Origin of the sequence: Mesorhizobium sp. M0119 (genome assembly GCF_040322615.1) — a bacterium.
Classification (GTDB): Bacteria; Pseudomonadota; Alphaproteobacteria; order Rhizobiales; family Rhizobiaceae; genus Mesorhizobium.
Genome location: NZ_JAMYTU010000030.1, coordinates 11,200 through 37,662, shown reverse-complemented (window position 1 = coordinate 37,662; position 26,463 = coordinate 11,200). Strand labels below are relative to the sequence as shown.

29 protein-coding genes are annotated in these 26,463 nt (G+C 63.7%); 24 read left to right on the top strand and 5 right to left on the bottom strand.

The features are described 5' to 3' along the window. The first annotated feature begins 25 nt into the window (after nt 1–25). Nucleotides 26–625, top strand: coding sequence for a ribosome maturation factor RimM (gene rimM / locus NKJ40_RS23460; protein WP_352468083.1), 600 nt, complete (start codon nt 26–28; stop codon nt 623–625). After that, nucleotides 622–1,320, top strand: a complete 699-nt coding sequence (gene trmD, locus NKJ40_RS23455) for a tRNA (guanosine(37)-N1)-methyltransferase TrmD (protein ID WP_352468082.1) — start codon at nt 622–624, stop codon at nt 1,318–1,320. Before rimM ends, trmD begins: the two co-directional genes overlap by 4 nt. On the opposite strand, the gene NKJ40_RS23450 is transcribed toward trmD, so the two are convergent. After that, nucleotides 1,302–2,054 (bottom strand): sulfite exporter TauE/SafE family protein, encoded by a 753-nt coding sequence (locus NKJ40_RS23450; protein ID WP_352468081.1) that lies wholly within the window; start codon nt 2,052–2,054, stop codon nt 1,302–1,304. The two genes, trmD and NKJ40_RS23450, sit on opposite strands and share 19 nt — an antisense overlap. A 369-nt stretch (nt 2,055–2,423) precedes the next feature. On the opposite strand from NKJ40_RS23450, the gene rplS reads away from it, so the two are divergent. From rplS to leuC, 5 genes are all read left to right on the top strand, one after another. After that, the gene (gene rplS / locus NKJ40_RS23445) at nt 2,424–2,963 is read left to right on the top strand and encodes a 50S ribosomal protein L19 (RefSeq protein ID WP_352468080.1); all 540 of its coding nucleotides are present in this window, start codon (nt 2,424–2,426) and stop codon (nt 2,961–2,963) included. Nucleotides 2,964–3,228: 265 nt separating this feature from the next. Further along, the gene (locus NKJ40_RS23440; protein ID WP_352468079.1) at nt 3,229–4,026 is read left to right on the top strand and encodes a transporter substrate-binding domain-containing protein; all 798 of its coding nucleotides are present in this window, start codon (nt 3,229–3,231) and stop codon (nt 4,024–4,026) included. A gap of 258 nt (nt 4,027–4,284) precedes the next feature. Further along, entirely contained in the window at nt 4,285–5,094 is an 810-nt protein-coding gene (locus NKJ40_RS23435; RefSeq protein ID WP_352468078.1) for an amino acid ABC transporter permease, read from the top strand. 52 nt (nt 5,095–5,146) lie between these two features. After that, the gene (locus NKJ40_RS23430; protein WP_352468077.1) at nt 5,147–5,782 is read left to right on the top strand and encodes a class I SAM-dependent DNA methyltransferase; all 636 of its coding nucleotides are present in this window, start codon (nt 5,147–5,149) and stop codon (nt 5,780–5,782) included. A gap of 250 nt (nt 5,783–6,032) precedes the next feature. Beyond that, nucleotides 6,033–7,442 carry a 3-isopropylmalate dehydratase large subunit gene (gene leuC / locus NKJ40_RS23425; RefSeq protein WP_352468076.1) on the top strand — a complete coding sequence of 470 codons (1,410 nt, stop codon included), beginning with the start codon at nt 6,033–6,035 and terminating at the stop codon, nt 7,440–7,442. A 59-nt stretch (nt 7,443–7,501) separates the two neighbouring features. On the opposite strand, the gene NKJ40_RS23420 is transcribed toward leuC, so the two are convergent. Then, nucleotides 7,502–7,813 (bottom strand): hypothetical protein, encoded by a 312-nt coding sequence (locus NKJ40_RS23420; protein WP_352468075.1) that lies wholly within the window; start codon nt 7,811–7,813, stop codon nt 7,502–7,504. 161 nt (nt 7,814–7,974) lie between these two features. Between NKJ40_RS23420 and NKJ40_RS23415 the strand changes: the two genes are divergently transcribed. Continuing rightward, complete coding sequence (locus NKJ40_RS23415; RefSeq protein WP_352468074.1) at nt 7,975–9,171, top strand: GGDEF domain-containing protein; 1,197 nt, start codon at nt 7,975–7,977, stop codon at nt 9,169–9,171. A 76-nt stretch (nt 9,172–9,247) separates the two neighbouring features. Further along, entirely contained in the window at nt 9,248–10,468 is a 1,221-nt protein-coding gene (locus NKJ40_RS23410) for a GGDEF domain-containing protein (RefSeq protein WP_352468073.1), read from the top strand. On the opposite strand, the gene NKJ40_RS23405 is transcribed toward NKJ40_RS23410, so the two are convergent. After that, entirely contained in the window at nt 10,452–10,811 is a 360-nt protein-coding gene (locus NKJ40_RS23405; protein ID WP_352468072.1) for a hypothetical protein, read from the bottom strand. The genes NKJ40_RS23410 and NKJ40_RS23405 overlap by 17 nt on opposite strands. Before the next feature lie 252 nt (nt 10,812–11,063). On the opposite strand from NKJ40_RS23405, the gene NKJ40_RS23400 reads away from it, so the two are divergent. The 7 genes from NKJ40_RS23400 to NKJ40_RS23370 all read left to right on the top strand — a co-directional run bounded on the left by NKJ40_RS23400 (nt 11,064) and on the right by NKJ40_RS23370 (nt 16,773). After that, nucleotides 11,064–11,444, top strand: coding sequence for a hypothetical protein (locus NKJ40_RS23400; RefSeq protein WP_352468071.1), 381 nt, complete (start codon nt 11,064–11,066; stop codon nt 11,442–11,444). A gap of 243 nt (nt 11,445–11,687) precedes the next feature. Further along, a complete protein-coding gene (gene sdhC / locus NKJ40_RS23395) occupies nt 11,688–12,107 on the top strand; it encodes a succinate dehydrogenase, cytochrome b556 subunit (RefSeq protein ID WP_292663224.1) in 420 nt (139 codons plus the stop codon). Nucleotide 12,108: 1 nt separating this feature from the next. Beyond that, a complete protein-coding gene (gene sdhD, locus NKJ40_RS23390; RefSeq protein WP_352468070.1) occupies nt 12,109–12,504 on the top strand; it encodes a succinate dehydrogenase, hydrophobic membrane anchor protein in 396 nt (131 codons plus the stop codon). Nucleotides 12,505–12,507: 3 nt separating this feature from the next. After that, the gene (gene sdhA, locus NKJ40_RS23385) at nt 12,508–14,346 is read left to right on the top strand and encodes a succinate dehydrogenase flavoprotein subunit (protein WP_352468069.1); all 1,839 of its coding nucleotides are present in this window, start codon (nt 12,508–12,510) and stop codon (nt 14,344–14,346) included. Further along, the gene (locus NKJ40_RS23380; RefSeq protein WP_352468068.1) at nt 14,346–15,107 is read left to right on the top strand and encodes a suppressor of fused domain protein; all 762 of its coding nucleotides are present in this window, start codon (nt 14,346–14,348) and stop codon (nt 15,105–15,107) included. The genes sdhA and NKJ40_RS23380 overlap by 1 nt, the downstream gene beginning before the upstream one ends. 9 nt (nt 15,108–15,116) lie before the next feature. Further along, complete coding sequence (locus tag NKJ40_RS23375) at nt 15,117–15,896, top strand: succinate dehydrogenase iron-sulfur subunit (RefSeq protein WP_352468067.1); 780 nt, start codon at nt 15,117–15,119, stop codon at nt 15,894–15,896. Nucleotides 15,897–16,134: 238 nt separating this feature from the next. Continuing rightward, the gene (locus NKJ40_RS23370; protein WP_352468066.1) at nt 16,135–16,773 is read left to right on the top strand and encodes a YceH family protein; all 639 of its coding nucleotides are present in this window, start codon (nt 16,135–16,137) and stop codon (nt 16,771–16,773) included. A gap of 211 nt (nt 16,774–16,984) precedes the next feature. On the opposite strand, the gene NKJ40_RS23365 is transcribed toward NKJ40_RS23370, so the two are convergent. Further along, nucleotides 16,985–17,410 (bottom strand): OsmC family protein, encoded by a 426-nt coding sequence (locus NKJ40_RS23365; RefSeq protein WP_352468065.1) that lies wholly within the window; start codon nt 17,408–17,410, stop codon nt 16,985–16,987. Nucleotides 17,411–17,512: 102 nt separating this feature from the next. Here NKJ40_RS23365 and NKJ40_RS23360 point away from each other — a divergent pair, with 102 nt between their 5' ends. The 4 genes from NKJ40_RS23360 (at nt 17,513) to NKJ40_RS23345 (ending at nt 19,125) form a co-directional block, all read left to right on the top strand. Then, nucleotides 17,513–17,866 carry a hypothetical protein gene (locus NKJ40_RS23360; protein WP_352468064.1) on the top strand — a complete coding sequence of 118 codons (354 nt, stop codon included), beginning with the start codon at nt 17,513–17,515 and terminating at the stop codon, nt 17,864–17,866. A gap of 2 nt (nt 17,867–17,868) precedes the next feature. Continuing rightward, complete coding sequence (locus NKJ40_RS23355) at nt 17,869–18,225, top strand: YciI family protein (RefSeq protein WP_352468063.1); 357 nt, start codon at nt 17,869–17,871, stop codon at nt 18,223–18,225. Nucleotides 18,226–18,353: 128 nt separating this feature from the next. Then, nucleotides 18,354–18,881 carry a hypothetical protein gene (locus NKJ40_RS23350; protein ID WP_352468062.1) on the top strand — a complete coding sequence of 176 codons (528 nt, stop codon included), beginning with the start codon at nt 18,354–18,356 and terminating at the stop codon, nt 18,879–18,881. Nucleotides 18,882–18,957: 76 nt separating this feature from the next. Next, nucleotides 18,958–19,125, top strand: a complete 168-nt coding sequence (locus tag NKJ40_RS23345; RefSeq protein ID WP_352468061.1) for a hypothetical protein — start codon at nt 18,958–18,960, stop codon at nt 19,123–19,125. Here NKJ40_RS23345 and NKJ40_RS23340 read toward each other — a convergent pair. Further along, nucleotides 19,102–20,346 (bottom strand): ubiquinone biosynthesis hydroxylase, encoded by a 1,245-nt coding sequence (locus NKJ40_RS23340; RefSeq protein WP_352468103.1) that lies wholly within the window; start codon nt 20,344–20,346, stop codon nt 19,102–19,104. The two genes, NKJ40_RS23345 and NKJ40_RS23340, sit on opposite strands and share 24 nt — an antisense overlap. Nucleotides 20,347–20,446: 100 nt before the next feature. On the opposite strand from NKJ40_RS23340, the gene tesB reads away from it, so the two are divergent. From tesB to NKJ40_RS23320, 4 genes are all read left to right on the top strand, one after another. Continuing rightward, nucleotides 20,447–21,322, top strand: a complete 876-nt coding sequence (tesB, locus tag NKJ40_RS23335; protein WP_031212697.1) for an acyl-CoA thioesterase II — start codon at nt 20,447–20,449, stop codon at nt 21,320–21,322. A 219-nt stretch (nt 21,323–21,541) separates the two neighbouring features. Further along, on the top strand, nt 21,542–21,880 hold the full coding sequence (locus NKJ40_RS23330; protein WP_292664109.1) for a P-II family nitrogen regulator: 339 nt from the start codon (nt 21,542–21,544) through the stop codon (nt 21,878–21,880). 49 nt (nt 21,881–21,929) lie between these two features. Beyond that, nucleotides 21,930–23,252, top strand: coding sequence for an ammonium transporter (locus NKJ40_RS23325; RefSeq protein WP_292664120.1), 1,323 nt, complete (start codon nt 21,930–21,932; stop codon nt 23,250–23,252). 508 nt (nt 23,253–23,760) lie between these two features. After that, nucleotides 23,761–26,409 (top strand): FtsK/SpoIIIE family DNA translocase, encoded by a 2,649-nt coding sequence (locus NKJ40_RS23320; RefSeq protein WP_352468060.1) that lies wholly within the window; start codon nt 23,761–23,763, stop codon nt 26,407–26,409. Nucleotides 26,410–26,463: the final 54 nt, after the last annotated feature.

Below are 26,463 nucleotides of genomic sequence, written 5' to 3'. Positions count from 1 at the left end.
GAGCAAGGCAAAGGATTTTCCGCAGATGAGCAAGCCGCAAAACCCCGTCCAGATGGCCGTGATCGGTGCCGCGCACGGCATCAAGGGCGAATTGCGCGTCAAGAGCTTTACCGGCGACCCGCTGGCTCTGGCCGATTACGGTCCGCTCTACGCCAGGGATGGCCGCGCCTTCCAGATCGTCGACATCAGGCCTGCCAACACCGTCGTGGTGGTGCGGTTCAAAGGCGTCAACGACCGCAATGCCGCGGAGGCGCTCGCCGGCACCGAATTGTTCGTCGATCGTTCGGTGTTGCCCGATGAGGGCGAAGAGGATGAATTCTACCATGCCGACCTCGTCGGGCTGGAGGTCAAGGATGATACCGGCGCGGTCATCGGCAAGGTCGTCGCCGTGCACAATTTCGGCGGCGGCGACATTCTCGACGTGACGCTTGCCGGGCGCAAAGGCGTGCTCATTCCGTTCACGCAGGCCGCTGTTCCGGAAGTGTCGATCGCCGGCGGCTTTGTCCGCGTTGATCCAGCCGCCGCAGGGTTGGTCGAGGACGAGGACGGCGAGCCTGCCGGTGACGACGGTTTCGACCCCAAGGGCAGGCCGCGCGGGCCGAGGGACGCCGGAGGCAACCGGTGAGTTTTTCGGCGTCGGTGCTGACGCTCTACCCCGAGATGTTTCCCGGCGCGCTTGGCCTGTCGCTGGCCGGCCGCGCGCTCGAGACGGGCATCTGGTCACTCGAAACAATCCAGATCCGCGACTTCGCCAGCGATCGTCACCGTACCGTCGATGACACACCGGCCGGCGGCGGCGCCGGCATGGTAATGCGGGCAGACGTGCTGGCCAGTGCCATCGACCATGCCTCGCCGCCAGGCGATCCGCGTCCGCGCCTGCTGATGAGCCCGCGCGGCCGGCCGCTGAACCAGGCACGGGTGCGCGAGCTCGCCGCCGGGCCGGGTGCGGTGATCGTCTGCGGCCGCTTCGAAGGCGTCGACCAGCGGGTCATCGAGGCGCGCGGCCTCGAGGAAGTTTCGATCGGCGACTTCATCCTGTCCGGCGGCGAGCCGGCGGCACTCGTGCTGCTCGATGCCGTGATGCGCCTGCTGCCCGGCGTGATGGGCAATGCGGTATCGGGCGAGGAAGAGAGCTTTGAAAACGGCCTGCTCGAACATCCGCATTATACGCGGCCGCAGGAGTTCGAGGGCCGGCCGATTCCCGAAGTGCTGATTTCGGGCAATCACAAGAAGATCGCGGCGTGGCGGCGGGCCGAAGCGGAGAGGCTGACGAAAGAGCGAAGGCCGGATCTTTTAGCCGCTCAGCCCTTGTCGAAATAGTAAAAAGCCAGGAACAGGCCGACGGCGATGACGAAGCCGCGCACCGCGTTCTGCGGCACGCGCCTGGCGATCCAGACGCCGGCATAGCCGCCGAGCGCGCCGCCCGGAATCATGATGATCGCCTGCAGCCAGGCGATGACGCCGCCCGAGACAAAGACCAGGATGGCGACCGCAGCGATGACCACGGCCAGCATGTTCTTCAGTGCGTTCAGCCGGTGATAGTCGCCGGACTGGGTGAGACCGAGCGTCGCCAGCATCATGACGCCCATGCCGGCGCCGAAGAAGCCGCCATAGACGGCGGTGGCGAACTGCGCCAGCGACCCGATCAGCGAACCCACCGCGGCCTCATGCTCCGGCTTGGGCGCCGGCTTCAGCCATGGCCCGGCAGCGAACAATGCGGTTGCCGCCAGCAGCAGCCACGGCACCAAGGCGCGGAACGACGGGTTGTCGAGCCCTAGAAGGATGAGCGCGCCAGACAGCGCACCGAGAGCCGAAATGAGGCTGAGCAGCAGCGCGCCGCGCCAGAAATGCTTGATGTCGTGCCAGTAGGCGAGCGTCGAGGTGATGTAGCCAGGAAATTGCGTCACCGACGATGTCGCATTGGCGACGATCGGCGGCAGGCCGGCCAGGGTCATGGCGCCAAAGGTTATGAACGTGCCGCCGCCGGCAACGGCGTTGACCGCGCCTGATAGAAAGCCGGCGAGAAAGAGCAGGACCGCGTCCAAGATTGGCATGAGGGGTGTCGTCGCTGGAGGAAAATGCTTATCTTCCGGCTTAGAAAGCTTGACGCGCGGGCGCAACCCCCTGGACCACAAGCGATCACGGGATTGCCACAGCGGGCGCCAGCCAAAAAGAAGCAGCGCCAAAAAAGAAACAGCGAAGACGTGACAAAGCGCCGAAATAGCTGTATGTGCGCGCCGAACCGGAAGAAAAATCTGCCAAGAGCGATCTTCTGGCCCGTCAACAATGACGGTGTAGTCGCCCCTGCCCGATGTTCTCGAACAGACGTTCTCGAACGAAGGGCATAGCCGAGCGGTCGATGGGACTGCAAGGCGAGTGTCGGACGCTCTGACTGTCGGAAGAACAAGAAGTGGATTTATGAGATGGACATCCTCCGTCAGCTCGAGGCCGAGCAGGCCGCCAAGATCGAAGCCAAGCGCAAGCTCCCCGAATTCCAGCCCGGCGACACCGTGCGCGTCCAGGTCCGCGTGACCGAAGGCACCCGCACCCGCGTCCAGGCGTATGAGGGCGTCGTCATCGCCCGCGCCGGCGCCGGTTTCCAGGAGAGCTTCACCGTCCGCAAGATCTCCTACGGCGAAGGCGTGGAGCGTGTGTTCCCGGTCTATTCGCCGATGGTCGAGGGCGTCGAGATCGTGCGCCGCGGCAAGGTGCGTCGCGCCAAGCTGTACTATTTGCGTGACCGTCGCGGCAAGTCGGCGCGTATTTCGGAAAACACCGGCGTGCGCGCCCGCAAGCTGAACGACGAAGAGCGCGATGCGCTGAACGCCGAGAAGGCGCGCATCGAGGCCGAGAAAGTGGCCGCCGCCCAGGCGCTGGCCGCCGAGAAGGCGGCGCAGGACGCCGCCGAGAAGAAGGCCGCCGACGAGGCCGCCAAGGCCGCGGAAGCAGCTGCCGCCGAATAAGGCTCTTCAAGACCGTATTTTCGGAAAGGCGGCTTCGGCCGCCTTTTTGTTTCGCGAGGTGGATTCCATTTTTGCCGGGCCGCCTCGGTCCCGCTATCGAAACGGATCGTTCCGTAATCCCTTCGTTGAAAGCATTGGAATCCATTTTCGTGCCGAACGCCGCATCGGAGCGGCTTGCAAGGCGCCTGCGGAAAGCTAAAGTCGGCGCCGGATTTCCTGCATGCCTCGGCCGATCGAGGCGGTTCAGTTCCTGGGGAGCATCGTCATGATCAATTCGAAACTGCTGCTGGCCGGCCTGCTGGCTTGCCTTCTCGTGCCCGTCGCGGCTCTGGCGCAGGCGCTGCCCGACCTCGGCGGCAAGAAGGTGGTGGTGGTCACCGAAAATGCCTATCCGCCGCTGCAGTTCATCGATGCCAAGACCGGCAAGCAGATCGGTTGGGAATATGACGCGATGAACGAGATCGCCAAACGGCTGAATTTCAAGGTCGAGTACCAGAATACCTCCTGGGACGCGATGATCCAGGCGGTTTCGGACAACCAGTACAACATCGGCATGACCGGCATCACCATCAAGGACGACCGCAAGCAGAAGGTCGACTTCTCCGACCCCTATATGCGTTCGGAGCAGTTCATGCTGGTGCGCGGCGACGAGAAGCGCTTCAGCGATGCCAAGACGTTCGCCGCCTTCAAGGACGGGCTGATCGGCGCGCAGGCCGGCACTACGCCCTTCTACACCGCCGTCTACAGCGTGCTCGACGGCAATGAGCAGAACCCGCGCATAAAGCTGTTCGAGACGTTCGGCGCGACGGTGCAGGCGCTGAAGGCCGGCGACGTCGACGTCGTGCTCACCGACGGCACTGCCGGCAAGGGCTATGTCGATGCGTCCAATGGCGGGCTGAAGCTGATCGGCGGGCCGCTCGGCACCGAGGACTTCGGCTTCATCTTCCCCAAGGGCTCCGACCTGGTGAAGCCGGTCAACGCGGCAATCGCCGCGCTCAAGGCCGACGGCACGCTCGACGCGCTCAACAAGAAGTGGTTCCTCGACTACAAGATGGGGCAGTGAGCTCGTCTTGCATGACGATTGCGCGCTAGAACGCTCACCGACTTTGCTCTACGAGACCCCCCTCTGCCCTGCCGGGCATCTCCCCCTCAAGGGGGGAGATTGGATGTCACCTCAGCTTTCGCCAATCTCCAAGGGCGGCAAGTGGGCGCTATCCGCGAAGCAGCCAATCTCCCCCCTTGAGGGGGAGATGTCCGGCAGGACAGAGGGGGGTGCCTTGGCACCATGCCTTTGCGATGTCTGCTTTGCCGGCGTCGCCTGATGCCGCCCCCATCCACCACCAAATCCGACTTCCCCTGGTGGCTTGCCGTGGCCGTGGCGATCGCCTTGGCCGCCGCCATCTTCATCGCGGCCAGCGACCTCTATGCCCAGGTCTTCGCTACCGTCGCCAAGGGCATCGGCGTTACCATCTTCGTCACTGTGGTCGCCTTCGCGCTGGCTTGCGCGATCGGGCTCGGCGTCGCGCTGATGGGCCTGTCGGGCTCACGCTGGCTCAGCCAGATCGGCCGCTTCTACGTCGAGATCATCCGCGGCGTGCCGATGCTGGTGCTGTTGTTCTGGATCGCCTTTGCCGGCGCGCCGGCCTTCGTCGCGGCATGGAACGCGCTGACGGCGCCGCTGCAAAGCGCCGGCCTCTTCGGTGAGCTGCTGGTACGCGACGTCTCGCTTTTATGGCGCGCCGTCATGGCGCTGACCATCGGCTATTCCGCCTTCATCTCGGAGGTCTTCCGCGCCGGTATCCAGGCGGTCGAGAAGGGCCAGATCGAGGCGGCGAAGGCGCTCGGGCTGACGCGCACGCAGCGCTTCCGGCTGGTCGTCTTTCCGCAGGCGATCCGCACCATCCTGCCGCCGCTCGGTAATGATTTCGTCGCCATGGTCAAGGATTCCTCGCTGGTCTCGGTGCTCGGCGTCGCCGACATCACCCAGATGGGCAAGATCTACGCCGCCGGCTCGTTCCGCTTCTTCGAAACCTATTCGATCGTCGCCTATATCTATCTCATCCTGACCGTCGGCCTGTCGCTGGCCTTGCGGGCGCTGGAGAAGCGGCTGCGCCACCAGCATGAGGAATAGAAGGCAGGCGAAAACGGCGATACCATCGAGCGGACGCGACCGGGGAGGACCCATGATCATCGACAAGGCCAATGCGGCGCTGGAGGCAGTCTACACGGCCGACACACCTGAGGCGCTCGCCAAGGCCTATGCGCAATGGGCCGCGACCTATGACGGCGAAACCGCGGCGCTCGGCTATCTCCTGCCGTTCCTGATCACCGCCTGGGTGGCGCGCCACGTGCCGTCGGGCGAAGGGCCGCTGCTCGACGCCGGCTGCGGCACCGGCCTGTCGGGGCCGTCGCTCAAGGCACTCGGCTACCACGACATTGCCGGGCTCGACCTGTCGCAGGACATGCTGAAAATCGCCGGCAGCCGGCAGGCCTACAGCGAGCTGAAACAGGCGATGCTCGGCGGGCCATTGCCCTGGCCGGACGGATATTTCCGCGCCTTCTTCTCGACCGGCGTGTTCACCATCAGCCACGCGCCGGCGTCGGGCCTGCATGAGCTGGTGCGCATCACCAGGACGGGCGGCCACGCCATCTTCACAGTTCGCGACCAGGTTTTTGAAAGCGGCGGATTTCAAGCCGTGTTTGACGAACTGGAGCAGGCGAAAAAATGGCGGCCGGTCGAGGAGAGCCCGTGGTTCCGCTGCTACGCAATCGCCGAGCCCGACGCGCTGGTGAAGACCTTCGTGTTCGAGGTGCTGTGAAGCGCCTGCGAAGGCAGACGCGATTGCTGAAAAGCCAAAACATTGATATGAGCAGCGCCATGGAAGAGCTTTTTGGCGATCCGGCCTATAAGGGTTTCGTGCTGCAGGACAGAAAACGCCTGCCGTCGCGATTTTCCGCGCGCGTCTGCGGGGCGCTGACCAGCCGACTTAGCTAGGTCGGACTCGCCAGGCTGTTTCGCCGGTCCGACCGGTGTCCTTTTCCCTTTTTAAAATCGACGGATTTACGCACATGAGCGCACCGCGCACCCTCTACGACAAGATTTTCGACGACCATGTCGTCGACCGCCAGGATGACGGCACCTGCCTGCTCTACATCGACCGCCACCTCGTCCACGAAGTGACCAGCCCGCAGGCTTTCGAAGGCCTGCGCATGACCGGCCGCAAGGTTCGGCATCCGGAAAAGACGCTGGCCGTGGTCGATCACAATGTGTCGACCTCGCCGGAGCGCAAGTTCGGCATCAAGAACGAGGAAAGCCGCATCCAGGTCGAGGCGCTGGCCAAGAACGCCAAGGATTTTGGCGTCGAGTATTATTCCGAGAAGGACATCCGCCAGGGCATCGTCCACATCATCGGTCCCGAGCAAGGCTTTACGCTGCCCGGCATGACCATCGTCTGCGGCGACAGCCACACCTCGACGCATGGCGCGTTCGGCGCGCTGGCGCATGGCATCGGCACCTCGGAAGTCGAGCATGTGCTGGCGACGCAGACGCTGATCCAGCGCAAGGCCAAGAACATGCTGGTGCGCGTCGACGGCGCACTGCCGGAAGGCGTCACCGCCAAGGACATCATCCTCGCCATCATCGGCGAGATCGGCACGGCCGGCGGCACCGGCTATGTCATCGAATATGCCGGCGAGGCAATCCGTGCGCTGTCGATGGAAGGCCGCATGACGATCTGCAACATGTCGATCGAAGCCGGCGCGCGCGCCGGCCTGATCGCGCCCGACGAGACCACCTTCGCCTATGTCAAGGACAAGCCGCGCGCCCCCAAGGGCGAAGCCTGGGATGCCGCGCTCGCCTACTGGAAGACGCTGCAGTCCGACGAAGGCGCGCATTTCGACAAGGTGGTCGTGCTCGACGCGGCAAAACTGCCGCCGATCGTCTCCTGGGGCTCCTCGCCCGAAGACGTTGTCTCGGTGCAAGGCATCGTGCCGAACCCGGACGACATCACTGATGAGAACAAGCGCACGTCCAAGCAACGCGCACTCGACTATATGGGCCTGACGCCGGGCACCAAGATCACCGATATCGAACTTGACCGCGTCTTCATCGGCTCCTGCACCAATGGCCGCATCGAGGATCTGCGCGCCGCCGCCAAGGTGATCGAAGGCAAGAAGGTCAATCCGCGGGTCAGTGCGATGATCGTGCCGGGCTCCGGTCTGGTCAAGGAACAGGCCGAGGCCGAAGGCCTCGACAAGATCTTTGTCGCCGCCGGGTTTGACTGGCGCGAGCCGGGCTGCTCGATGTGCCTTGCCATGAACGACGACCGGCTGAAGCCGCATGAACGCTGCGCCTCGACCTCGAACCGCAATTTCGAAGGGCGCCAGGGCTTCAAGGGCCGCACTCATCTGGTGTCGCCGGCAATGGCGGCGGCGGCGGCGATTGCCGGCCATTTCGTCGACATCCGCGAGTGGAAATAGCGCAGGGCGCGCGCAGTCGGATGTGAGGTGCCCGAGCCGCAATGCGGTTCGGGCATTCTTCAGCCGGGCCGTCTGACGAATTCGTGAAATCCCTCACGGCGGCCGGGTTGATCCTTTGCGACGACCAGCGCCAGTTGGCGCTCGTCGAAGAGCTTGAACCATTCGTCCCATTCGACCAGTTCGTAGCCGCCGGCATTGACCGGGCGTTCGGCCTCATCCTGGTCCTGATAGGCATGCTGGCCGAAGACCAGCCTCAGCATGGGCTGCGTTCCGGCTTCCGGCGACACGTCGACGATCGCCGGAAAGCCTGCGCGCGCCGCGGCCCATGAGCGAATTGCATCGTGATCGGTCAGCATGATCGTGTCGGCCATCGGAGTGTCTCCTGGTTGCCGTCGTGAAACGCCGCTCGCCGTTCGCGGTTCCGCCCAGCGGCTTTGTCGACGCATTGGTCGTATATTCGCTTTCGCTTAACCGCTTGTTTGGGCTTCAGCTCTAAGGTCCTCCAAGGGGAAGCGAGGGGAACTCACAGCGCTTGGACACCGGCCTGCTCATAGCGCTGCTCAATCCAGGCATCGCGCTCACACTCGGCGCGGCATTTCTCGTGCTGTGGTTCTATCAGCGCCACCGTCCCTATCTGGCCGTGCTGGCGGCGGGCTACTCGACCTCGGCCGCAGGCTTCCTGCTCCAGTATTTCACGTTGCCGGTCGGTATGGCGCCCACCAAGCTCATCTCGATCCTGTGCTTCACCTTTGCCACCTGCTGTCTCGCCGGCGCGGTCATTGCGCGCTATGGGCGGCGTGTGCCTTACCCGGCGGTCGGCATTCTGGCCTGCGGCGGCCTGGCCGCGTTCTCATGGTTTCTTTTTGCCCGGCCGGATCTCACCTGGCGCATCCTTGCCATCAATTTCAGCTTCGGCGGCATCAGCCTGGTTGTCGCCGCCGAGTTGCGCGTGGTGCGCAACAACGGCCCGACAGAAATGATCCTGTTCGTGCTGTCGCTGCTTTCCGGCCTGAACTTCCTGGTGCGGACCCTTGCCGTCGTCATCGCGCATGGGCCGTTCACCAGCTATGAAGGGCTTTACACCTCGTCTTACTGGACGACGGCGCTGCTGTCGCACGCACTGCTGTCGCTGCTTATTGCGCTTTGCCTGTTCGGCGCCGCGGCGCTCGATGTGATGAAGGCCCTGAAGACCGAAACCCTGACAGACCCGCTGTCGGGCCTGCTCAACCGCCGCGGTTTCGAGGAGCGTGCCACGCTGGTCCTGCAGCACTGTGCCACGGCGCGGTTGCCGGTTGCGCTGGTGCTGGCCGATCTCGATCATTTCAAGGCACTCAACGATCAGCATGGCCACGCAGCCGGGGATCGCGTCATCGCCGACTTCGCTGCCAAGCTTCTATCGGCTGCAGGCACGGGCGGCGTTGCCGGCCGCATCGGCGGCGAAGAGTTCGCCGTGCTGTTGCCGCTCAGCGACCTCGGCGCGGCAAGACTGTTTGCCGAAGCCATTCGCACGCTCTATTCGGCGGGCAGAATCGACGGGCTTCCGCCCGACACAAGAGTGACCGCGAGCTTCGGCGTGGCCGCCCGCACCAGCGACGAAGCGCTGGACCCGCTGATGCGTCGCGCCGACGAAGCGCTCTATAAAGCCAAAAGGAGTGGCCGCGACAGCGTATGCCTGTCCTATCAGCGGCCTGAAACGGTCGTCCTTCCCAATCGGACCAGTGCCGGCTGAGCGTCAGCGGCGGCTTCGAATTAACGTCTTTTTCGCGCGTCGGTGATTTGCTGTTCGGGGGGAGTGCCAAAACGCCATGGGCAGCGCTAGTTTTATCCTGGTGATCAACCTGTTCGTCGCCGGGCTGCTGGCGGCGGCGTTCATGACGATAGCGGTCTATGACGCCGGACGTGTATCGGCGCGCTGGCTGGCGTTCGGCTATGCGCTAGGCATGGCCTATTTCGCGATTGAGTTCAGCATCCCTGCCTTCGACAATGCGCGCCCCGTGGTTGTCGCCGCCTTTGCCGCTTTCCTTGGCGCTACCGTCGCCTTCAATGGCGGGCTTGCCCTTAAATACGGCGTCACGCCGCCTTGGCCTCCGATGCTATTGTTCCTGGTCTTCGCCACCGTGGCGGTCTACTTCGTGCAGGACCTGCCACGTCAGTCCTTTGTGCGAATGGCAGCCTACCAGCTTCCCTATGCGGCCATGCAATTCACCGGGCTGGCGATCGTCTTGTCGTCCAGGCAAAGACGCGAGCGGCTCGACTATATGCTGATGGCTGTCCTGGCGGCCAGCACCTTGCAATTCGCCAGCAAACCCTTCATCGCCCATGCGCTCGGCGGCTGGGGTGCCAATCCGCAATCTTATGCGCAGACCAGCTACGCCTTGGTGTCGCAGTCGATCGGCACCGTGTTCGGCCTGGCGCTTGCGCTGGTGACATTGGCTATCCTGGTCCGCGACGTGCTCGCCGAAGCGACATCGAAGTCGGAAACCGATACGCTTTCGCGGCTGCTCAACCGTGGCGGCTTCGAGCGCCATGCCGAGATCGCACTGCGCGACGCCATGCGGCGGGCCGCTCCAGCGGCACTGGTCATTGCCGATCTCGACCATTTCAAGCGCATCAACGATACTTACGGCCACGCGTCCGGCGATCGGGTCATCGAGACCTTTGCCGGTTTTCTCCGCGATGCAGCGGCCGACCATTACGTCGCCGGCCGTATCGGCGGCGAAGAATTCGCTATTTTCCTGCCGGGGACCAATCTAGCCGCCGCCCGGCTCTTTGCCGAGGGCACGCGTAGCGCCTTCGGTGCCACGCCGATCGACTGCCTGCCGGCGGATCATCGCTGCAGCGCCAGCTTCGGCGTTGCCGAGCTTGGTCCGGGCGAAAGCTTTTCCGACCTGCTGCGGCGCGCCGACAAAGCGCTCTATCAGGCGAAGGGCAGCGGCCGCGATTGCGTGCGTGTCTCGGTGGGGTCGGCTGTTGCCCTGCCGGCGCCGTCGACAAAGGGCGGCGTGGCCGTCAGCGGCAGGGGCTGAGCTCCGGCATTTCGCCGTCGGAGAGGCCGTACATATAGCTGCGGCCCTTGACGAAAACCGGCGGCCTGTAGCAGTCGCCGCCGCGGACATCGTCCGATTCATTTTCGTAGATCACGTCGGGCTGGCCGGCGCTGGTGTAGTCGGATAATTCCTTGGCCAGCTTGCCCTCGCCAACGAGGATACGCTTGTAGCCGGCGGCGCTGTCGATGACGAGATTGCCGAAGGAATCGGCATAGACGCGGTCGTGATGGCGCGTCCCGGCGGATGCCGGTGCGGCGATGCCGAGGGCGAGCGCCGCCACAAGGAACCAGGGAAGGCGCGATCCTGCTGAATTCGAATGCATGGCGTGCTGCTCCTTTGCTGAGAGGCAAGCCTCCTCGAATCAGAAATTAACCTTTTATTAACCTTTGTTAAGAGGGCAACCGCAGCCGGGGCGAGGTCTCGGAAAACATGGTTAATTTCGAGCACCCACCGGCCATCATTCGGCCATGCCGTGTTCCCACCATCGCCGGCATCGAGCGCGACTCAAAAAGCATGAAAATCCGGGGGCTTGCCGGAGCATCGCGGCGGGTTCGATGCGCGGGAGAAAAGCAGCATGAGATTACGCCGCACGTTTCGGATGGCGCTGGCCATTCCGCCGCTGCTAGCCGCCGCCGCCTGCGCGCCGCAGACCAGCGCGCCCAAGCTCGGTAATACGCCCGCCGCTTCCGTGTCGCTTGCTCCCGCCGCTAGCGAACCGGCGGCACGGCAGCCGCGCACCGCAACCTACAAATGCGCCGACGGTAGCGTGATGACCATCGAGAACCTCGGCACGTCGGTGCGCGTGCTCGGCCCCGACGGCACCAGCGCCGAGCTGCCGGCCTCACCGGCCAATCAGACAAGCCGCTACGGCGAGGCGCATGACGCAATCGTGATCGATGGGCGTGATGCGCTGGTGATGAAGGGCGGTGCATCACCGCTGGCCTGCAAGCGCTGATCCGCCCCTTGCGCCAGCCATATTTTCGCAGTGCAGCGACATTGTGCCGGCTCAAGGCCACAGCCCTAATCGATTGAAGCTGAAAGCCTCGCTTTCGTCAGACTAAATTACGTTTTCGAAACGATTTTCCGGCTTTGACGCGGTGCAAAAAGAGCATTAGAAACCGGCTGTCCGAAGTCGCAACCGGAAGCGGCAATGCCGCATTTCCACCTGAGGCTCCAGAGACGCCGAACTGGGGGAGCCATGAGCAAATCACCAGCCACCCGCGAATTTGCCAGACGCGAACGGCCGCTTTCGCCGCACCTGACCGTCTATCGGCCGCCGATCACCATGACGATGTCGATCGTCCACCGGATCACCGGCGGAGCGCTCTATTTCGGCACGCTGCTGGTCGCGCTGTGGTTGATGGCGGCGGCGAGCTCGGAAGCGACCTTCAATGCCGTCAACTGGGCCTTCGGCTCGTGGCTGGGACGGCTGGTGCTGTTCGGCTACAGCTGGGCGCTGATGCACCACATGCTGGGCGGTGTCCGCCATCTGATCTGGGACACTGGGGCAGGGCTGGAAAAGCATACCGCCTCGAGGATCGCCTGGGCGACGCTGGCCGGCTCGGTCACGCTGACGCTGCTGATCTGGATCGCCGGCTACATGGCGCGGGGAGCCTGACATGAACGGCAAGAACACCGACATGCGCACGCCGCTGGCCAAGGTCCGCGGCCTCGGTTCCGCCCGCGAGGGCACCGGCCATTTCTGGCGCCAGCGGCTGACGGCGATTTCCAATATCCCGTTGGTCCTGTTCTTCGTCGGCTTCCTGATCGCACTCAATGGCGCCAGCTATCTCGAGGTGCGCGCCGCACTTGCCAATCCGTTCGTGGCACTGGTGCTGGCGCTGGTGCTGTTGTCGGTGCTCTACCACATGCGGCTCGGCATGCAGGCAATCATCGAAGACTATGTGCATGGCGAAGGCGCCAGGCTGGCGCTGCTCGCCCTCAACACATTCTTTCCCGTAGTCGTCGGCGTCGCCTCGGTCTTCGCCCTGCTTAAACTGGCATTTGGAGGCTGAGTTTTGGCCAAGGACGCGAAGAACGCCAACACGGCTTCCGCCTATAGCTATGTCGACCACAAATTCGACGTCGTGGTCGTCGGCGCCGGCGGCGCCGGCCTGCGCGCCACGCTCGGCATGGCCGAGCAGGGCCTGCGCACCGCCTGCATCACCAAGGTGTTCCCGACGCGCTCGCACACGGTGGCGGCGCAGGGCGGCATTGCCGCCTCGCTCGCCAATATGGGGCCAGACAACTGGCAGTGGCATCTCTTCGACACGGTCAAGGGCTCGGATTGGCTGGGCGACACCGACGCGCAGGAATACATGGTGCGCGAAGCGCCGGCGGCGGTCTACGAGCTCGAGCACTACGGCGTTCCCTTCAGCCGCACCGAGGACGGGAAAATCTACCAGCGGCCGTTCGGCGGCATGATGATGAATTTCGGCGAGGGGCCGCCAGTGCAGCGCACCTGTGCGGCCGCCGACCGCACCGGCCACGCCATGCTGCACACGCTCTACGGCCAGTCGCTGAAGCACAATGCGCAGTTCTTCATCGAGTATTTTGCCCTCGACCTGATCATGGAGCCGGACGGAACCTGCACCGGCGTCGTCGCCTGGAACCTCGACGACGGCACCATCCACCGCTTTTCGGCCAAGATGGTGGTGCTGGCGACAGGCGGCTATGGCCGCGCCTATTTCTCGGCCACTTCGGCGCACACCTGCACCGGCGATGGCGGCGGCATGGCCGCACGCGCAGGCCTGCCGCTGCAGGACATGGAGTTCGTGCAGTTCCACCCGACCGGCATCTACGGCGCCGGCTGCCTGATCACCGAGGGCGCGCGCGGCGAGGGCGGCTATCTCGTCAATTCCGAGGGCGAGCGCTTCATGGAGCGCTACGCGCCGTCGGCCAAGGACCTTGCTTCCCGAGACGTGGTCTCGCGCTGTATGACGCTGGAGATCCGCGAGGGCCGCGGCGTCGGCCCGAAGAAGGATCACATCTTCCTGCATCTCGACCATCTCGACCCGGCCGTTCTGCACGAGAGGCTTCCCGGTATTTCGGAATCGGCAAAGATCTTTGCCGGCGTCGACCTGACCAAGGAACCGATCCCGGTGCTGCCGACGGTCCACTACAATATGGGCGGCGTGCCGACCAATTACTGGGGTGAGGTGCTGAACCCGACGGCGTCGAATCCGGACCAGGTGTCACCCGGGCTGATGGCGGTCGGCGAGGCCGGCTGCGCCTCGGTGCACGGCGCCAACCGGCTGGGCTCCAACTCGCTGATCGACCTGGTGGTGTTCGGCCGTGCGGCGGCGATCCGGGCCGGCCAGGTGATCGACCGCACATCGGCGATTCCCTCGCCCAACGAAGCCGCCGTCGAAAAGATCATGGACCGCTTCGACCGGCTGCGTCACGCCAACGGCTCGACGCCGACAGCGGTTTTGCGCGAGAAGATGCAGAAGGCTATGCAGGAGGACGCAGCGGTGTTCCGCACCCAGGAATCGCTGGAAAGCGGCTGCAAGCGCATTTCGCAGCTTTGGGGCGAGCTCAAGGACGTAAAAGTGTTCGATCGCTCGATGATCTGGAACTCCGATCTGGTCGAGACGCTGGAGCTGGAAAACCTGATGGCCAACGCCATCACCACCGTCTACGGCGCCGAGGCGCGCAAGGAAAGCCGCGGCGCGCACGCGCGGGAGGACTTTTCGGCCCGCGACGACGCGAACTGGCGCAAGCATACGCTGGCCCGGCTCAACGAGGACGGCGAGGTGGCGCTCACCTACCGGCCGGTGCACACCGAGACGCTGCTCAAGGAGGCAGACGGCGGCATCAACCCGGCCAAGATCGCGCCAAAGGCCAGGGTGTATTGATGGGTGAGCAGTTGCCCAGCGGCGCCCCCATTTACAGGCACAAGGCCGACGATGCCGGTGATTGGCATGCGCCTCTTTACGCTGGTCGGTACATCGAAGAGATCGAGCCGTTTCTGGGAGGCTTCCTGGGTCAGCAAGCCGGGGTATTCCACGAGATATTGTCGGATAAGATTCATCTCGATATCTTGATTTTTCCTCCGAACGACAAACGCAACAACTGGACTTTCATTACCAGCGGCATGAGCGATCTGCCGATGAATGTTCCCGAGGGCCTTCACCCGCGATCTGACTTCGAGTTCGCCGAACTGTTCATCGTGCTGCCAGCCGATTGGTTTAAAGCATCCGAAGATGGCATGGTTCCGGAAGACCAGCTGAAGGAGGAGGCGAAATATTGGCCGATCGGCCTTCTCAAGTTCCTGGCTCGTCTGCCGCATGAGTATGGCTCATGGGTTTGGGCGTCGCATACATTCGTGTCGGCAGAGCCGCCGGAACCGTACCATTCCAGCACCAGGCTTTGCGCGTCTTTGCTAGTTGACGCAAACATCTGCTGGATTTCCGGATCGAACACCCTTCGGACAAAGGACGGCAACAAGATCAACTTCTTTTGCATCCTGCCGCTCTACGCGGACGAACTTACGATTGCTCTGAACAAGGGAGTGGATTCGCTTGCTCCGCTTCTTGATCGCGCTGGTGTGAACGAAGTCATTGCGCCAAATCGTTCTAGCGTCGTTCCGCGCAAGAGATTTCTCGGGCGTTTCTAGAGGTCCCCAATGGTCGAACTCACGCTTCCCAAGAACTCGCAGATCAGGCAGGGCAAAACCTGGCCGAAGCCGGAGGGTGCGACCAATCTGCGCGAATACCGCATCTACCGCTGGTCGCCGGACGATGACGAGAACCCGCGCATGGATACGTATTTCGTCGACACGGACGATTGCGGGCCGATGGTGCTCGACGCGCTGCTCTGGATCAAGAACAAGATCGATCCGACGCTGACGCTGCGGCGCTCCTGCCGCGAAGGCATTTGCGGCTCCTGCGCCATGAACATCGATGGGTCGAACACGCTCGCCTGCACCAAGGGCTGCGACGACATTTCCGGCGCGATCAAGGTCTATCCGCTGCCGCACATGGCCGTGGTCAAGGACCTAGTGCCCGACCTCACCAATTTCTACGCCCAGCACGCCTCGATCGAGCCGTGGCTGAAGACGGTGTCGCCCGAGCCGGCCAAGGAATGGCTGCAGAGCCATGAGGACCGCGAAAAGCTCGACGGGCTCTACGAGTGCATACTGTGCGCCTGCTGCTCGACCTCCTGCCCGAGCTACTGGTGGAACGGCGAGCGCTATCTCGGTCCGGCGACGCTGCTGCAGGCCTATCGCTGGCTGATCGATTCCAGGGACGAGGCGACGGGCGAGCGGCTCGACAATCTCGAAGACCCGTTCCGGCTCTATCGCTGCCACACCATCATGAACTGCGCCCAGACCTGCCCCAAGGGGCTCAACCCGGCCAAGGCGATCGCCGAGATCAAGAAGATGATGGTGGAGCGGCGGGTTTAGGCGGCGGGCGGGTTGCAGCCGAATGTCTCGTAGGTAGCGATCCTTCGCGCCCCCCTCTGTCCTGCCGGACATCTCCCCCACAAGTGGGGAGATTGGCGGTCATTTGCGGCTTTCGCCAATCTTTGAGGTTGAAGGATGAGGCGGTGTCCCCGAAGCTGCCGATCTCCCCCCAAGTGGGGGAGATGTCCGGCAGGACAGAGGGGGGCGCTGTCCCGCCAGCCTTAGAAAGGATTGCCCAATGAGCGATGACCTTCCCATCCTCTCCCCCGTCGAGGCGCGCGTGCTCGGTTGCCTGATCGAGAAGAAGGAGCTGACGCCGGACGTCTATCCGCTGACGCTCAATGCGGCACTTGCGGCGGCCAACCAGAAGACGGCGCGCGAGCCGGTGATGTCGGTCGAACTCGCTGAGGTCAGAAGAGCGCTTGGCCAGCTCGAGCAGAAGGGCCTCGTCAGGCAGGTGTTCGCGTCGCGCGTCGAGCGCTACGAGCATGTCGTGGCGCAGCGCTTTTCCCTGACCTCGGCGCAGATCGCGCTGCTCGGCCTGTTGCTGCTGCGCGGCCCGCAGACGGCCTATGAATTGCTGGCACGAAGCGAGCGCATGGCGCGGCTGCCGTCGATCGACGAGCTTCGCGGCAGCCTCGATCTGCTGATCGGCCGCCGGCCACCGCTGGTGCAGCAGATCGATCGCGGCCCAGGCCAGCGCGAGGATCGCTATGTCCATCTGCTCAGCGGGCCGCCGCAGCTGTCGGCTGCCGCGGCGCCCCTGCAATCGTCCTCGCCGGCCTCGGATCTTGAAATACGCGTGCAGGCCCTTGAGGAAGAAATTGCCGAGCTGCGCGCCCGCCTCGACGCGCTGACCGGCGACGGCACTACATAGTCACTCGAATGCCGGCGGGACAGCGCCCCCCTCTGTCCTGCCGGACATCTCCCCCTCAAGGGGGGAGATTGCGCTGTCATCTCCACTTTCGCCAATCACCAAGGTTGAAGGACGAGAGCCGTCGCCAAAACTGCCAATCTCCCCACTTGAGGGGGAGATGCCCGGCAGGGCAGAGGGGGGCGCGAAGGATCGCCGACGTTCGTTTGGCGGCTCACCCGAGCCTGGCGTCGAGCGATACTTTGATGGCGCCGAGCGCTTTCGAGACCGGGCATTCGGCCTTGGCCTTCTCGGCCAATTCCTTGAACTTGGTGGCATCGATGCCCGGTACCTTGCCGACCAGCGTGATCGCGCTGCCGGTGATGCCGGTGCCGGGGACCAGCGTTACCACGGCCTTGGCGTCGAGCTCGGCGGCCGGAGTGCCGTTCTCGGCGAGGAAATGCGAAAGCTGCATGGCGTAGCAGCCGGCATGGGCGGCGGCGATCAGCTCTTCCGGGTTGGTGCCGGATTTGCCGCTCTCGTCCTCGAAACGCATCTTGGCCGAATAGGGCGTGCCCTTCAGCACCCCGCTCTGGGTTTCGAGTGTGCCTTTGCCTTCCTTGAAACTGCCTTTCCAAACGGCGTTGGCGGTGCGGTCCATCAATTCCTCCTTGATTGTCGTGGCTGAGCCCGTGATCGGCATCCAGTCGACTATAGCGCGCGCGGGAGCGAAGGCCACCCGCGCTTTCGTATTGGCGGCCGCGTGACACATCATGGTCAGGCAAAAAAATCGCTCGGGAAAAAATCGCGAAAAAATATGCGTGCAAAAATGTCGGCTTCCATCTGTCCGGGCCGTCCTGGGGGCGGCCATGGAATTGGTGGCTGGATGGAGGACCACATGAACAATCTGTTTTCGGCTCACCGGACAAGCACCAGCCACAGGGCCGGTGAACAACAAGCCGACTGGTCGAGCGTGCCGCCTTCCGGCTTCGGCCGGCTGCTTGCGGCGATTGCCATTATCGGGATTGCGGTGTCCTTTCTGGATTATGCAGTGGCCAAAGGCCCAGCCAATGTTTCCGTAGCCTCGTCCGACGGTCCAACCCAGGAATGGAGGTAAAGATGAAATACGTTTGCCTGGTCTACGGTGAAGAAAAAGATCTCTACGCAATGACGCCTGCGAGACTGGCCAAGCTCGACGCCGATTCGCTGGCCTATGACAGGTCGGTAGCGCAAAGCGGCCGGCTGATCATCGCGCAGGCGCTGCAATCGGTGCAGACGTCGAAGACCGTGCGCCGGCGTCAGGGCAAGCGGCTGGTCACCGACGGCCCCTTCGCCGAAACCAAGGAGCAGTTGCTCGGCTTCCTGATGATCGAAGCCGGGGATATCGACGAGGCACTGGAGATCGCCGGCGGCATTCCGCTGGCCGAAATCGGCACGATCGAGGTGCGGGCGATCTACAACGTGCCGGGGTCATGAAGGTGTCTCGGCAGTTGGCGGCCAACGGCGCGCGCGGACCGTCGTTTTCTTGGTTGCACGCAACTTTTGCGTGTTGAAGCGAAGCAATACTTCTCCTATCGTCGCCTGAGATTGGGGGATCTTGGGGCATGCATATATTGATTGCTGCGATCGGCCTGCTGGGGGCAGCGGCGTTCTGGTGGTATCGGATGAAGGCCATGAACGACGCGGCGCGTGAGGTCGCGGACGTCGTCGGGCGTGTGCAAGGGAACATCCGGCGCAAGAAACTGCGCAAGCAGGCGGCGCTCTCGCCGCTGACGGCGATCGACGATCCGGTCGTGGCCGCCGCGACGCTGATCACCGCGATCATTTCGGAACACGGCCCTGTTCTGCCGCAACGCGAAGCTGCCATTCGATCGGTGATCTCGGAGATTGCCGACAAAAAGCAGACCGATGAAGCGGTGATCTACGCCAAATGGGCGGCATCGCAAATCGACGACGCCACGGTCGTCATCGACAAGCTGGCGCCGTTCCTGCGCGAACGGCTCGACGCGGCCGAAAGGAGCGATCTGCTGCAGATGGTCAGCCGGGCGGCGGAAGCCGACGGGCAAAGCCTGCAGATTTCCGACCAGCGAATGCTGCGGCTGCGCCAGAAGCTGGGCTTCGAGGTCAACTAAGCCAATGCAGTCCACCTTTGAATGAAAGAGAGCCGTACCTACATCAAGACCAGTACGTCAAAGATCCAGGGTGCAAATGGAAGCAGTGGCCTATGTGGTGGCGCAAGTAGCTGATCTGATCGGCGTGCTCTTTGAAGACCGGTTGAGGAAATCCAGAGCCGGGCGGTTCATGTTCGGCATCCTGATTGCTGTTGTGGTTTTCTACTACCTTTTGTGGGCGCTAGATCGCCTCGCCTTTCAATAGTTTCGGCGTGTCACCGGACAGGCCTGACGCCTGGCGGATGAAGAACCCCTTCAGGCGCGGCATGCGTTCGACAAGGCCGAGGCCGACGTCGCGCAAAGTGCGCAGCGGGCCGAAATCGTTGGAAAACATCCGGTTCAGCACATCGGTGGTGATGCCCATCTGCACCGTGTCGAAACGCCGCCATTGCTGGTAGCGCTCGAGCACGTCGAGCGCGCCGATGTCCTGGCCAAGCCGGTCGGCCTCGACCACCACTTCGGCCAGCGCCGCCACGTCCTTGAAGCCGAGATTGAGACCCTGGCCGGCGATCGGGTGGATGCCGTGGGCGGCGTCGCCGGCCAAGGCGATGCGCGGCGCGACGAAGGCGCGCGCAATGATCAGCCCGAGCGGCCAGGCACGCGGCTTGTCGGCGATATGGATTTCGCCGAGTTTCAGGCCAAAGCGGTGCTCGAGCTCATATTCCAGGACCAGGGTGTCGCCACTGACCAGTTTTTCGGCATCCTGCGACCGTTCGACCCAGACGATCGACGAGCGGTTGGTGCCGTCCTTGCCCGGCTTGAGTGGCAGCGTGGCAAACGGGCCTGCGGGAAGGAAATGCTCTTCGGCGCGGCCGTTGTGCGGCCGCTCATGCGCCACCGTGCAGACGATGCCGGACTGGCCATACTCCCATTTCACCGTCTTGATGCCGGCCATGTCGCGCAGCTTCGAATTGACGCCGTCGGCGGCAACCAGCAGCCGCGCCTTCAGCGTCGCGCCGTCGGCAAGATGCACGGTGGTGCCGGCACCGTTGGTATCGAAGGCGCTGACCGCCACGCCTTCGATGATGCCGATGCCGAGTTGTTCGGCACGCCGGCGCAAGGCGCCGTTCAAATCCTTGTTCGCGACCATATGCGCGAAGGGTTCGCCGGGCGCGACCTCGCCGTCGAAGGTGAGGAACACGGGGCGGACCGGATCGGATGTGCGCGAATCTGTGACGATCATTTCGGTGATCGCCTGCGCCTCCGGCGCGATCTCGTTCCAGACGCCGAGCTGGTCGAGCATGCGGCACGCGGCGGCGGCAATCGCCGAGGCGCGGCCGTCCTTCCGCCAGACGCCGGCCGGTGCGGCATCTACGACGGCGACCGCAAGGCTCGGCCGCGCCTGCTTCAGCGACACGGCGACGGCCAAGCCGACATAACCGGCGCCGGCGACCAGAACGTCGAGCGAATTCTTGCTGTCGACCATGGCAATTCCTTTCGCAGCCTGACTGTCGCCGGGCATTCCGCCCTTGACTGCCCGCTGTTCCTGTCGGAAACCGCCATGGTAATTTTGCGGCGAGGTCAAGATGACGGCAGCCATGGACGAGCTTCTCGGCATTCTCGACCTCGAGCAGCTGGAACACAACCTGTATCGTGGTCGCAGCCCCAAGCTCGACTGGCAGCGCATCTTCGGCGGCCAGACCATCGCCCAGGCGCTGGTCGCCGCGCAGCGAACGGTCGAGCCCGAGCGCCACGTGCATTCGCTGCATGGCTATTTCATGCGGCCGGGCGACACCAAGGTGCCGATCATCTACGAGGTCGACCGCATCCGCGACGGCGGCTCCTTTACTACGCGCCGCGTCGTGGCGATCCAGCACGGCCAGGCGATCTTTTCGCTGGAAGCCTCGTTCCAGCAGGATGAGGTCGGCCTGGAACATCAGGTGCCGATGCCGCAGGACGTGCCGGCGCCCGACACATTGCTGTCGCAGCGCGAATTGCTGGGCAAGTTCGGCGAAGCTGTGCCCGACGGCATCAAGCGCTATTGGGAGCGCGACCGGCCGATCGAGATGAAGCCGGTGATGCTGAAGCATTATACCAGCCGGGAAAAGCTCGAGCCGAAGCAGAACATCTGGATCCGCACCACCGGCCCGGTGCCGGCCGACCGCGCCACGCAGGCGGCCGTGCTCGCTTACCTCTCCGACATGACGCTGCTCGACACCTCGACCTTTGCCCATGGCCGCGCCATTTTCGATCGTGATATCCAGGCGGCGAGCCTCGACCACGCCATGTGGTTCCATCGCAGCCATCCGCTCGACGACTGGATGCTGTACACGCAAGACAGCCCGTCGACGCAAGGATCGCGAGGCTTTACCCGCGGCTCGCTATTTGCCCGCGACGGCACGTTGATCGCCTCGGTTGCCCAAGAAGGACTCATCCGGCTGAAGCGGCCGCCTGCGGAGTAGGCATTTTTCGAAATTTGCCTATTTTTTAATCATATGCACTGCCGCGCCTGTGAACAGGCAGTCGGCAAACCTTCCCGATTTCGTTGTTTAACAATAGCTTAACACCCTGCTTCGGCAATTGGCACGGAGCTTGAATCCTAGCGGGCACTCTCCGGCTCTCATGGGGATCGGCGAAGTCGTGCAAACGCGGGGACCCGCAACAGCAAAGGGTGAAACCTTATGAAGATCGTGATGGCAATCATAAAGCCGTTCAAGCTCGACGAGGTGCGCGAGGCGCTCACCGCAGTCGGCATCCAGGGCCTGACCGTCACCGAAGTAAAAGGCTACGGACGTCAGAAGGGGCACACGGAAATCTATCGCGGGGCGGAATACGCGGTCAGCTTCCTGCCGAAGATCAAGATCGAAGTCGCGGTCGCTGTCGACATGGTCGACAAGGCCGTCGACGCCATCACCGCGGCGGCCAAGACCGGCCAGATCGGCGACGGCAAGATCTTCGTTTTCGGCATCGACCAGGCAGTGCGCATTCGCACCGGCGAAACAGACACCGACGCGCTTTGAGCTGCGGATACGTATTCCAATGGAGAGTTCAATGAATATTCCTTCCACCTTGAAGATAACGGGACGCGCGGCCGTTTTGGGCTCGCTCGCTCTCGCTGCACTGGGCACGGTTGCTGCGTTCGCGCAGGAAGCGGCTCCGGCAGCACCGGCTGCCCCTGCGCCCGCGCTCGACACCGGCAACACCGCCTGGATGCTGACCTCGACGGCGCTGGTGCTGATGATGACCATACCGGGCCTGGCGCTGTTTTATGGCGGCATGGTGCGCAAGAAGAACGTGCTCGCCACGATCATGCAGAGCTTTGCCATCACCTGCCTGGTGACGGTGCTGTGGTTCATGTTCGGCTATTCGCTGGCCTTCTCGGATGGCGGCGGCATGAATGCCTATCTCGGCGGCTTCTCGAAGTTCTTCCACAACGGCATCACCACCTCGTCGCTGTGGCTGCCGGGGGTGGCGAACATCCCTGAGTTCGTCTTCTCGATGTTCCAGATGACCTTCGCCATCATTACTCCGGCGCTGATTGCCGGGGCCTTCGCCGAACGCATGAAGTTCTCGGCGCTGCTCATCTTCATGGGAGCGTGGCTGCTGGTGGTCTATGCCCCGATCGCGCACTGGGTGTGGGGCGGCGGCTTCCTCGGCACAGCCGGCGTTCTCGATTTCGCCGGCGGCACGGTCGTTCACATCAATGCCGGTGTTGCCGGCCTGGTCTGCGCGCTGGTTCTCGGCAAGCGTGAAGGCTACGGCACCACCAACATGGCGCCGCACAACCTCGTCTACTCCGTCATCGGCGCTTCGCTGCTGTGGGTCGGCTGGTTCGGCTTCAACGCCGGCTCGGAACTGGCCGCCGACGGCCTTGCCGGTGCTGCGATGCTGAACACCCAGGTTGCCGCTGCCGCTGCGGCGCTCGCCTGGATGTTCGCCGAATGGATCGTCGCCAAGAAGCCGAGCATTCTCGGCATCATCTCGGGCGCCGTCGCCGGCCTGGTTGCGGTGACACCGGCTTCCGGCTTCGTCAATCCGACCGGCGCCTTCATCGTCGGCATCGTCGCCGGCGTGCTGTGCTACGTCTCGGCCGTCAAGCTCAAGCACGCGTTCGGCTATGACGACTCGCTCGATGCATTCGGTGTGCACGGCATCGGCGGCATCATCGGCGCATTGCTCACCGGCGTGCTCGCCGATCCGGCCATCAACAGCCTCGGCTCGGGTGCTTCTGTCGGCAAGCAGCTCTACGGTATCGTCTTCACCATCCTGTGGACGGCGATCGCGAGCTTCGTGATCCTCTACATCGTCAAGGCGCTGGTCGGCCTGCGTCCTTCCACCCAGGAAGAGGTCGAAGGGCTCGACATCAGCCAGCACGGCGAAGTGGTGCCGTAAGGTTTATTGGCTGGCACCGGCGTTTTGCCGGTGCCGGGAATATCCCGTCGTGATGCTCCCGAAAGGGCTCACGCTTTGAGGCCCGGAAGATCTCCGGGCCTCTTTTTTGTGTGCAGGCGGCCGTTATGGCTCGATCACAATCGCTTGATCAAGGTGCAACGATGCGGCGATGAGCAAGCCGCATGCCGAATTCTGCGCCAATGTGCAGGCGCTCGGCGGCGCCAACTGACAATCCCGATCAGGCTGCAGCCTGATGTTCGTCACCACGATGCAGATAATGGCGGACACGCGTGCCCGGCATTACCGCCGAGCCGGGCGGCATCCAATGCCTGTCGTGGGGTCGACGCCGTGTTCGGCGAGGAAGTCCGGCATGACATCTTGCGCCCGTTCCGGCGACGCAGATTGCCCATGGTTAATGCGCCCTTAACCTTCCCGCCGCTAGTCTCACAGCCGAATCTGCCGTGTTGCGCGTCCGCGCCCGGCCGGGCAACGACAGACGAGGAAGAGCATGCGTTCAGGGGCTTCAGCACCGCTTGCGCTGGCCGATACCGGGCACGGCATCCGGTCGTTCGCGAGGCGCCAGGTCGGGCGGCTGGTTGGTGCCGGGCTGTTTGCTCTGGTTGGCTTCGGCGTCGCCGCCCTTGCCACCTGGAACGTCGCCGATCCGAGCTTTTCGCACGCCACCGACAATATCGTCACCAATGCAATGGGTTATGCCGGCGCCGTCTTTTCCGACATTGCCATGCAGTTCTTCGGACTTGCCGCCGTTGCGGCGCTGGTGCCGGCGGTGATCTGGGGATTTCTGCTGTTTACCGCGCGCGGCGTCGACCGCCTGCCGAAACGGGCGCTGGCCTGGTTCGGGTTTTCGCTGCTTGGCGCCGCAATTGCCGGCTGCGTGGTGCCGCCCAAGACCTGGCCGCTGCCGACCGGCCTCGGCGGCGTGTTCGGCGACATGGTGCTCAACATTCCCGGCCTGGTCATCGGCGGCTATCCGACCGGCCTCGTCGCCAGCGTGCTCGCCGTGCTCCTGGCAGCGCCGGCGCTGTGGGTATTCTTGTATGGCTCGGCGCTGATCTCACGCAAGAACGGCTTCGCCGTCCTCGAACAGCCTGCCGTGCCCGATCCGCAGGACGACCTGCTTTTCGACAATGAAGAGGACGAGGGCGACGAAGGCATATTGGCGCTTGGCGCCATCACCCATTGGTGGCTGTCGTTGCGGGCCTATTTGCGCCGCCGCGCCGCGCGCCGGCGCGAGCGCGACGATTTCGAGCCGGAGATGGAGCCGCGCCCCAGCGCCTGGCGGCGGGCGGCCGAAAGGGTCGAATCGGCCGAGTTCGCCGAGGCGCGGATGAGCCCGGGCGGGCGCGCTCGCGTCGAGCCGGAATTCTTCGCCGCCATGGTCAATGACCGCAGTGCCTCGATCGACCCCGACGATGCCGACGTCTTCGACGATGACGATGACATGGATTTTGCACCGGAGCCCGTGGGCCAACGGCGCAGCGCCCCGACAGCGCAGGTTCAGAATTTCCGATCCGATGCGGCCACGCGCGTCGCAGCGCCGGCACCCCGCCCGGCTCCGGGCGCCCGCGTCCAGCGCGAAGCGCAGACCACACTGATCGGCTCGGAAAGGTTTGAAATGCCGTCGCTGCATTTCCTGTCCGAGCCGAAGAATGTCGTGCGCGATGCCAGCCTGTCCAAGGACGCGCTGGAGCAGAATGCCCGCCTGCTCGAGGGCGTGCTGGAGGATTTCGGCGTCAAGGGCGAGATCATCCATGTGCGTCCCGGCCCGGTCGTCACGCTTTATGAACTGGAGCCGGCGCCCGGCATCAAATCGTCGCGGGTCATCGGCCTTTCCGACGACATCGCCCGCTCGATGAGCGCGATCGCCTGCCGTGTCGCCGTGGTGCCAGGCCGCAACGCCATCGGCATCGAGCTGCCGAACGCCAAACGCGAGACCGTCTATCTCAGGGAGATACTCGCCAGCCGCGATTTCGAAACGACAAAGTCCAAGCTAGCGCTGGCGCTCGGCAAGACCATCAATGGCGAGGCGGTGATCGTCGACATCGCCAAAATGCCGCACGTGCTGGTCGCCGGCACCACCGGCTCGGGCAAGTCCGTCGCCATCAACACCATGATCCTGTCGCTGCTCTACCGGCTGACGCCGCAGGACTGCCGGCTGATCATGATCGATCCAAAGATGCTGGAGCTCTCGGTCTATGACGGCATTCCGCATCTTCTGACGCCGGTGGTCACCGATCCGAAGAAGGCGGTGGTGGCGCTGAAATGGACCGTGCGCGAGATGGAGGATCGCTACCGCAAGATGTCCAAGGTCGGCGTCCGCAATATCGACGGCTTCAATGCGCGCGTGCAGCAGGCCGAGAAAAAAGGCGAAAGGATCTCGCGCACCGTGCAGACCGGCTTCGACCGCCAGACCGGCGAAGCGATCTACGAGACGGAGAACCTCGACCTCGAGCCGATGCCCTACATCGTCGTCATCATCGACGAGATGGCCGATTTGATGATGGTCGCCGGCAAGGACATCGAAGGCGCGGTGCAACGCCTGGCGCAGATGGCGCGCGCCGCCGGCATCCATGTCATCATGGCGACGCAGCGGCCGTCGGTCGACGTCATCACCGGCACCATCAAGGCGAATTTCCCGACCCGTATCTCGTTCCAGGTGACATCGAAGATCGACAGCCGCACCATCCTGGGCGAGCAGGGCGCCGAACAGCTGCTCGGCATGGGCGATATGCTCTACATGGCCGGCGGCGGCCGCATCCAGCGCGTACACGGTCCCTTCGTCTCCGACGACGAGGTGGAGAAGATCGTCGCGCATCTGAAGCTGCAGGGCGTGCCGGAATATCTCGACGCCATCACCGAGGACGACGACAGGGATGACGATGAGCCGACGGGCAAAGGCGGTGGCGGCGGCGACGGCGGCAATTTCGAGGATTCCGACGACCCCTACGACCAGGCGGTCGCGGTGGTGCTGCGCGACGGCAAGGCCTCGACCAGCTACATCCAGCGCCGGCTCGGCATCGGCTACAACCGCGCCGCCTCGATCATCGAGAAGATGGAGAAGGAAGGCATTGTCGGCCCGGCCAATCATGCCGGAAAACGCGAAATCCTGGTGCCGACGGAGGACGACAAGTTCTAGAGCCCGCGCCGGCAACTTTGAACCTTTTGGCGCGTTGCAACGGATGAGCGCCGT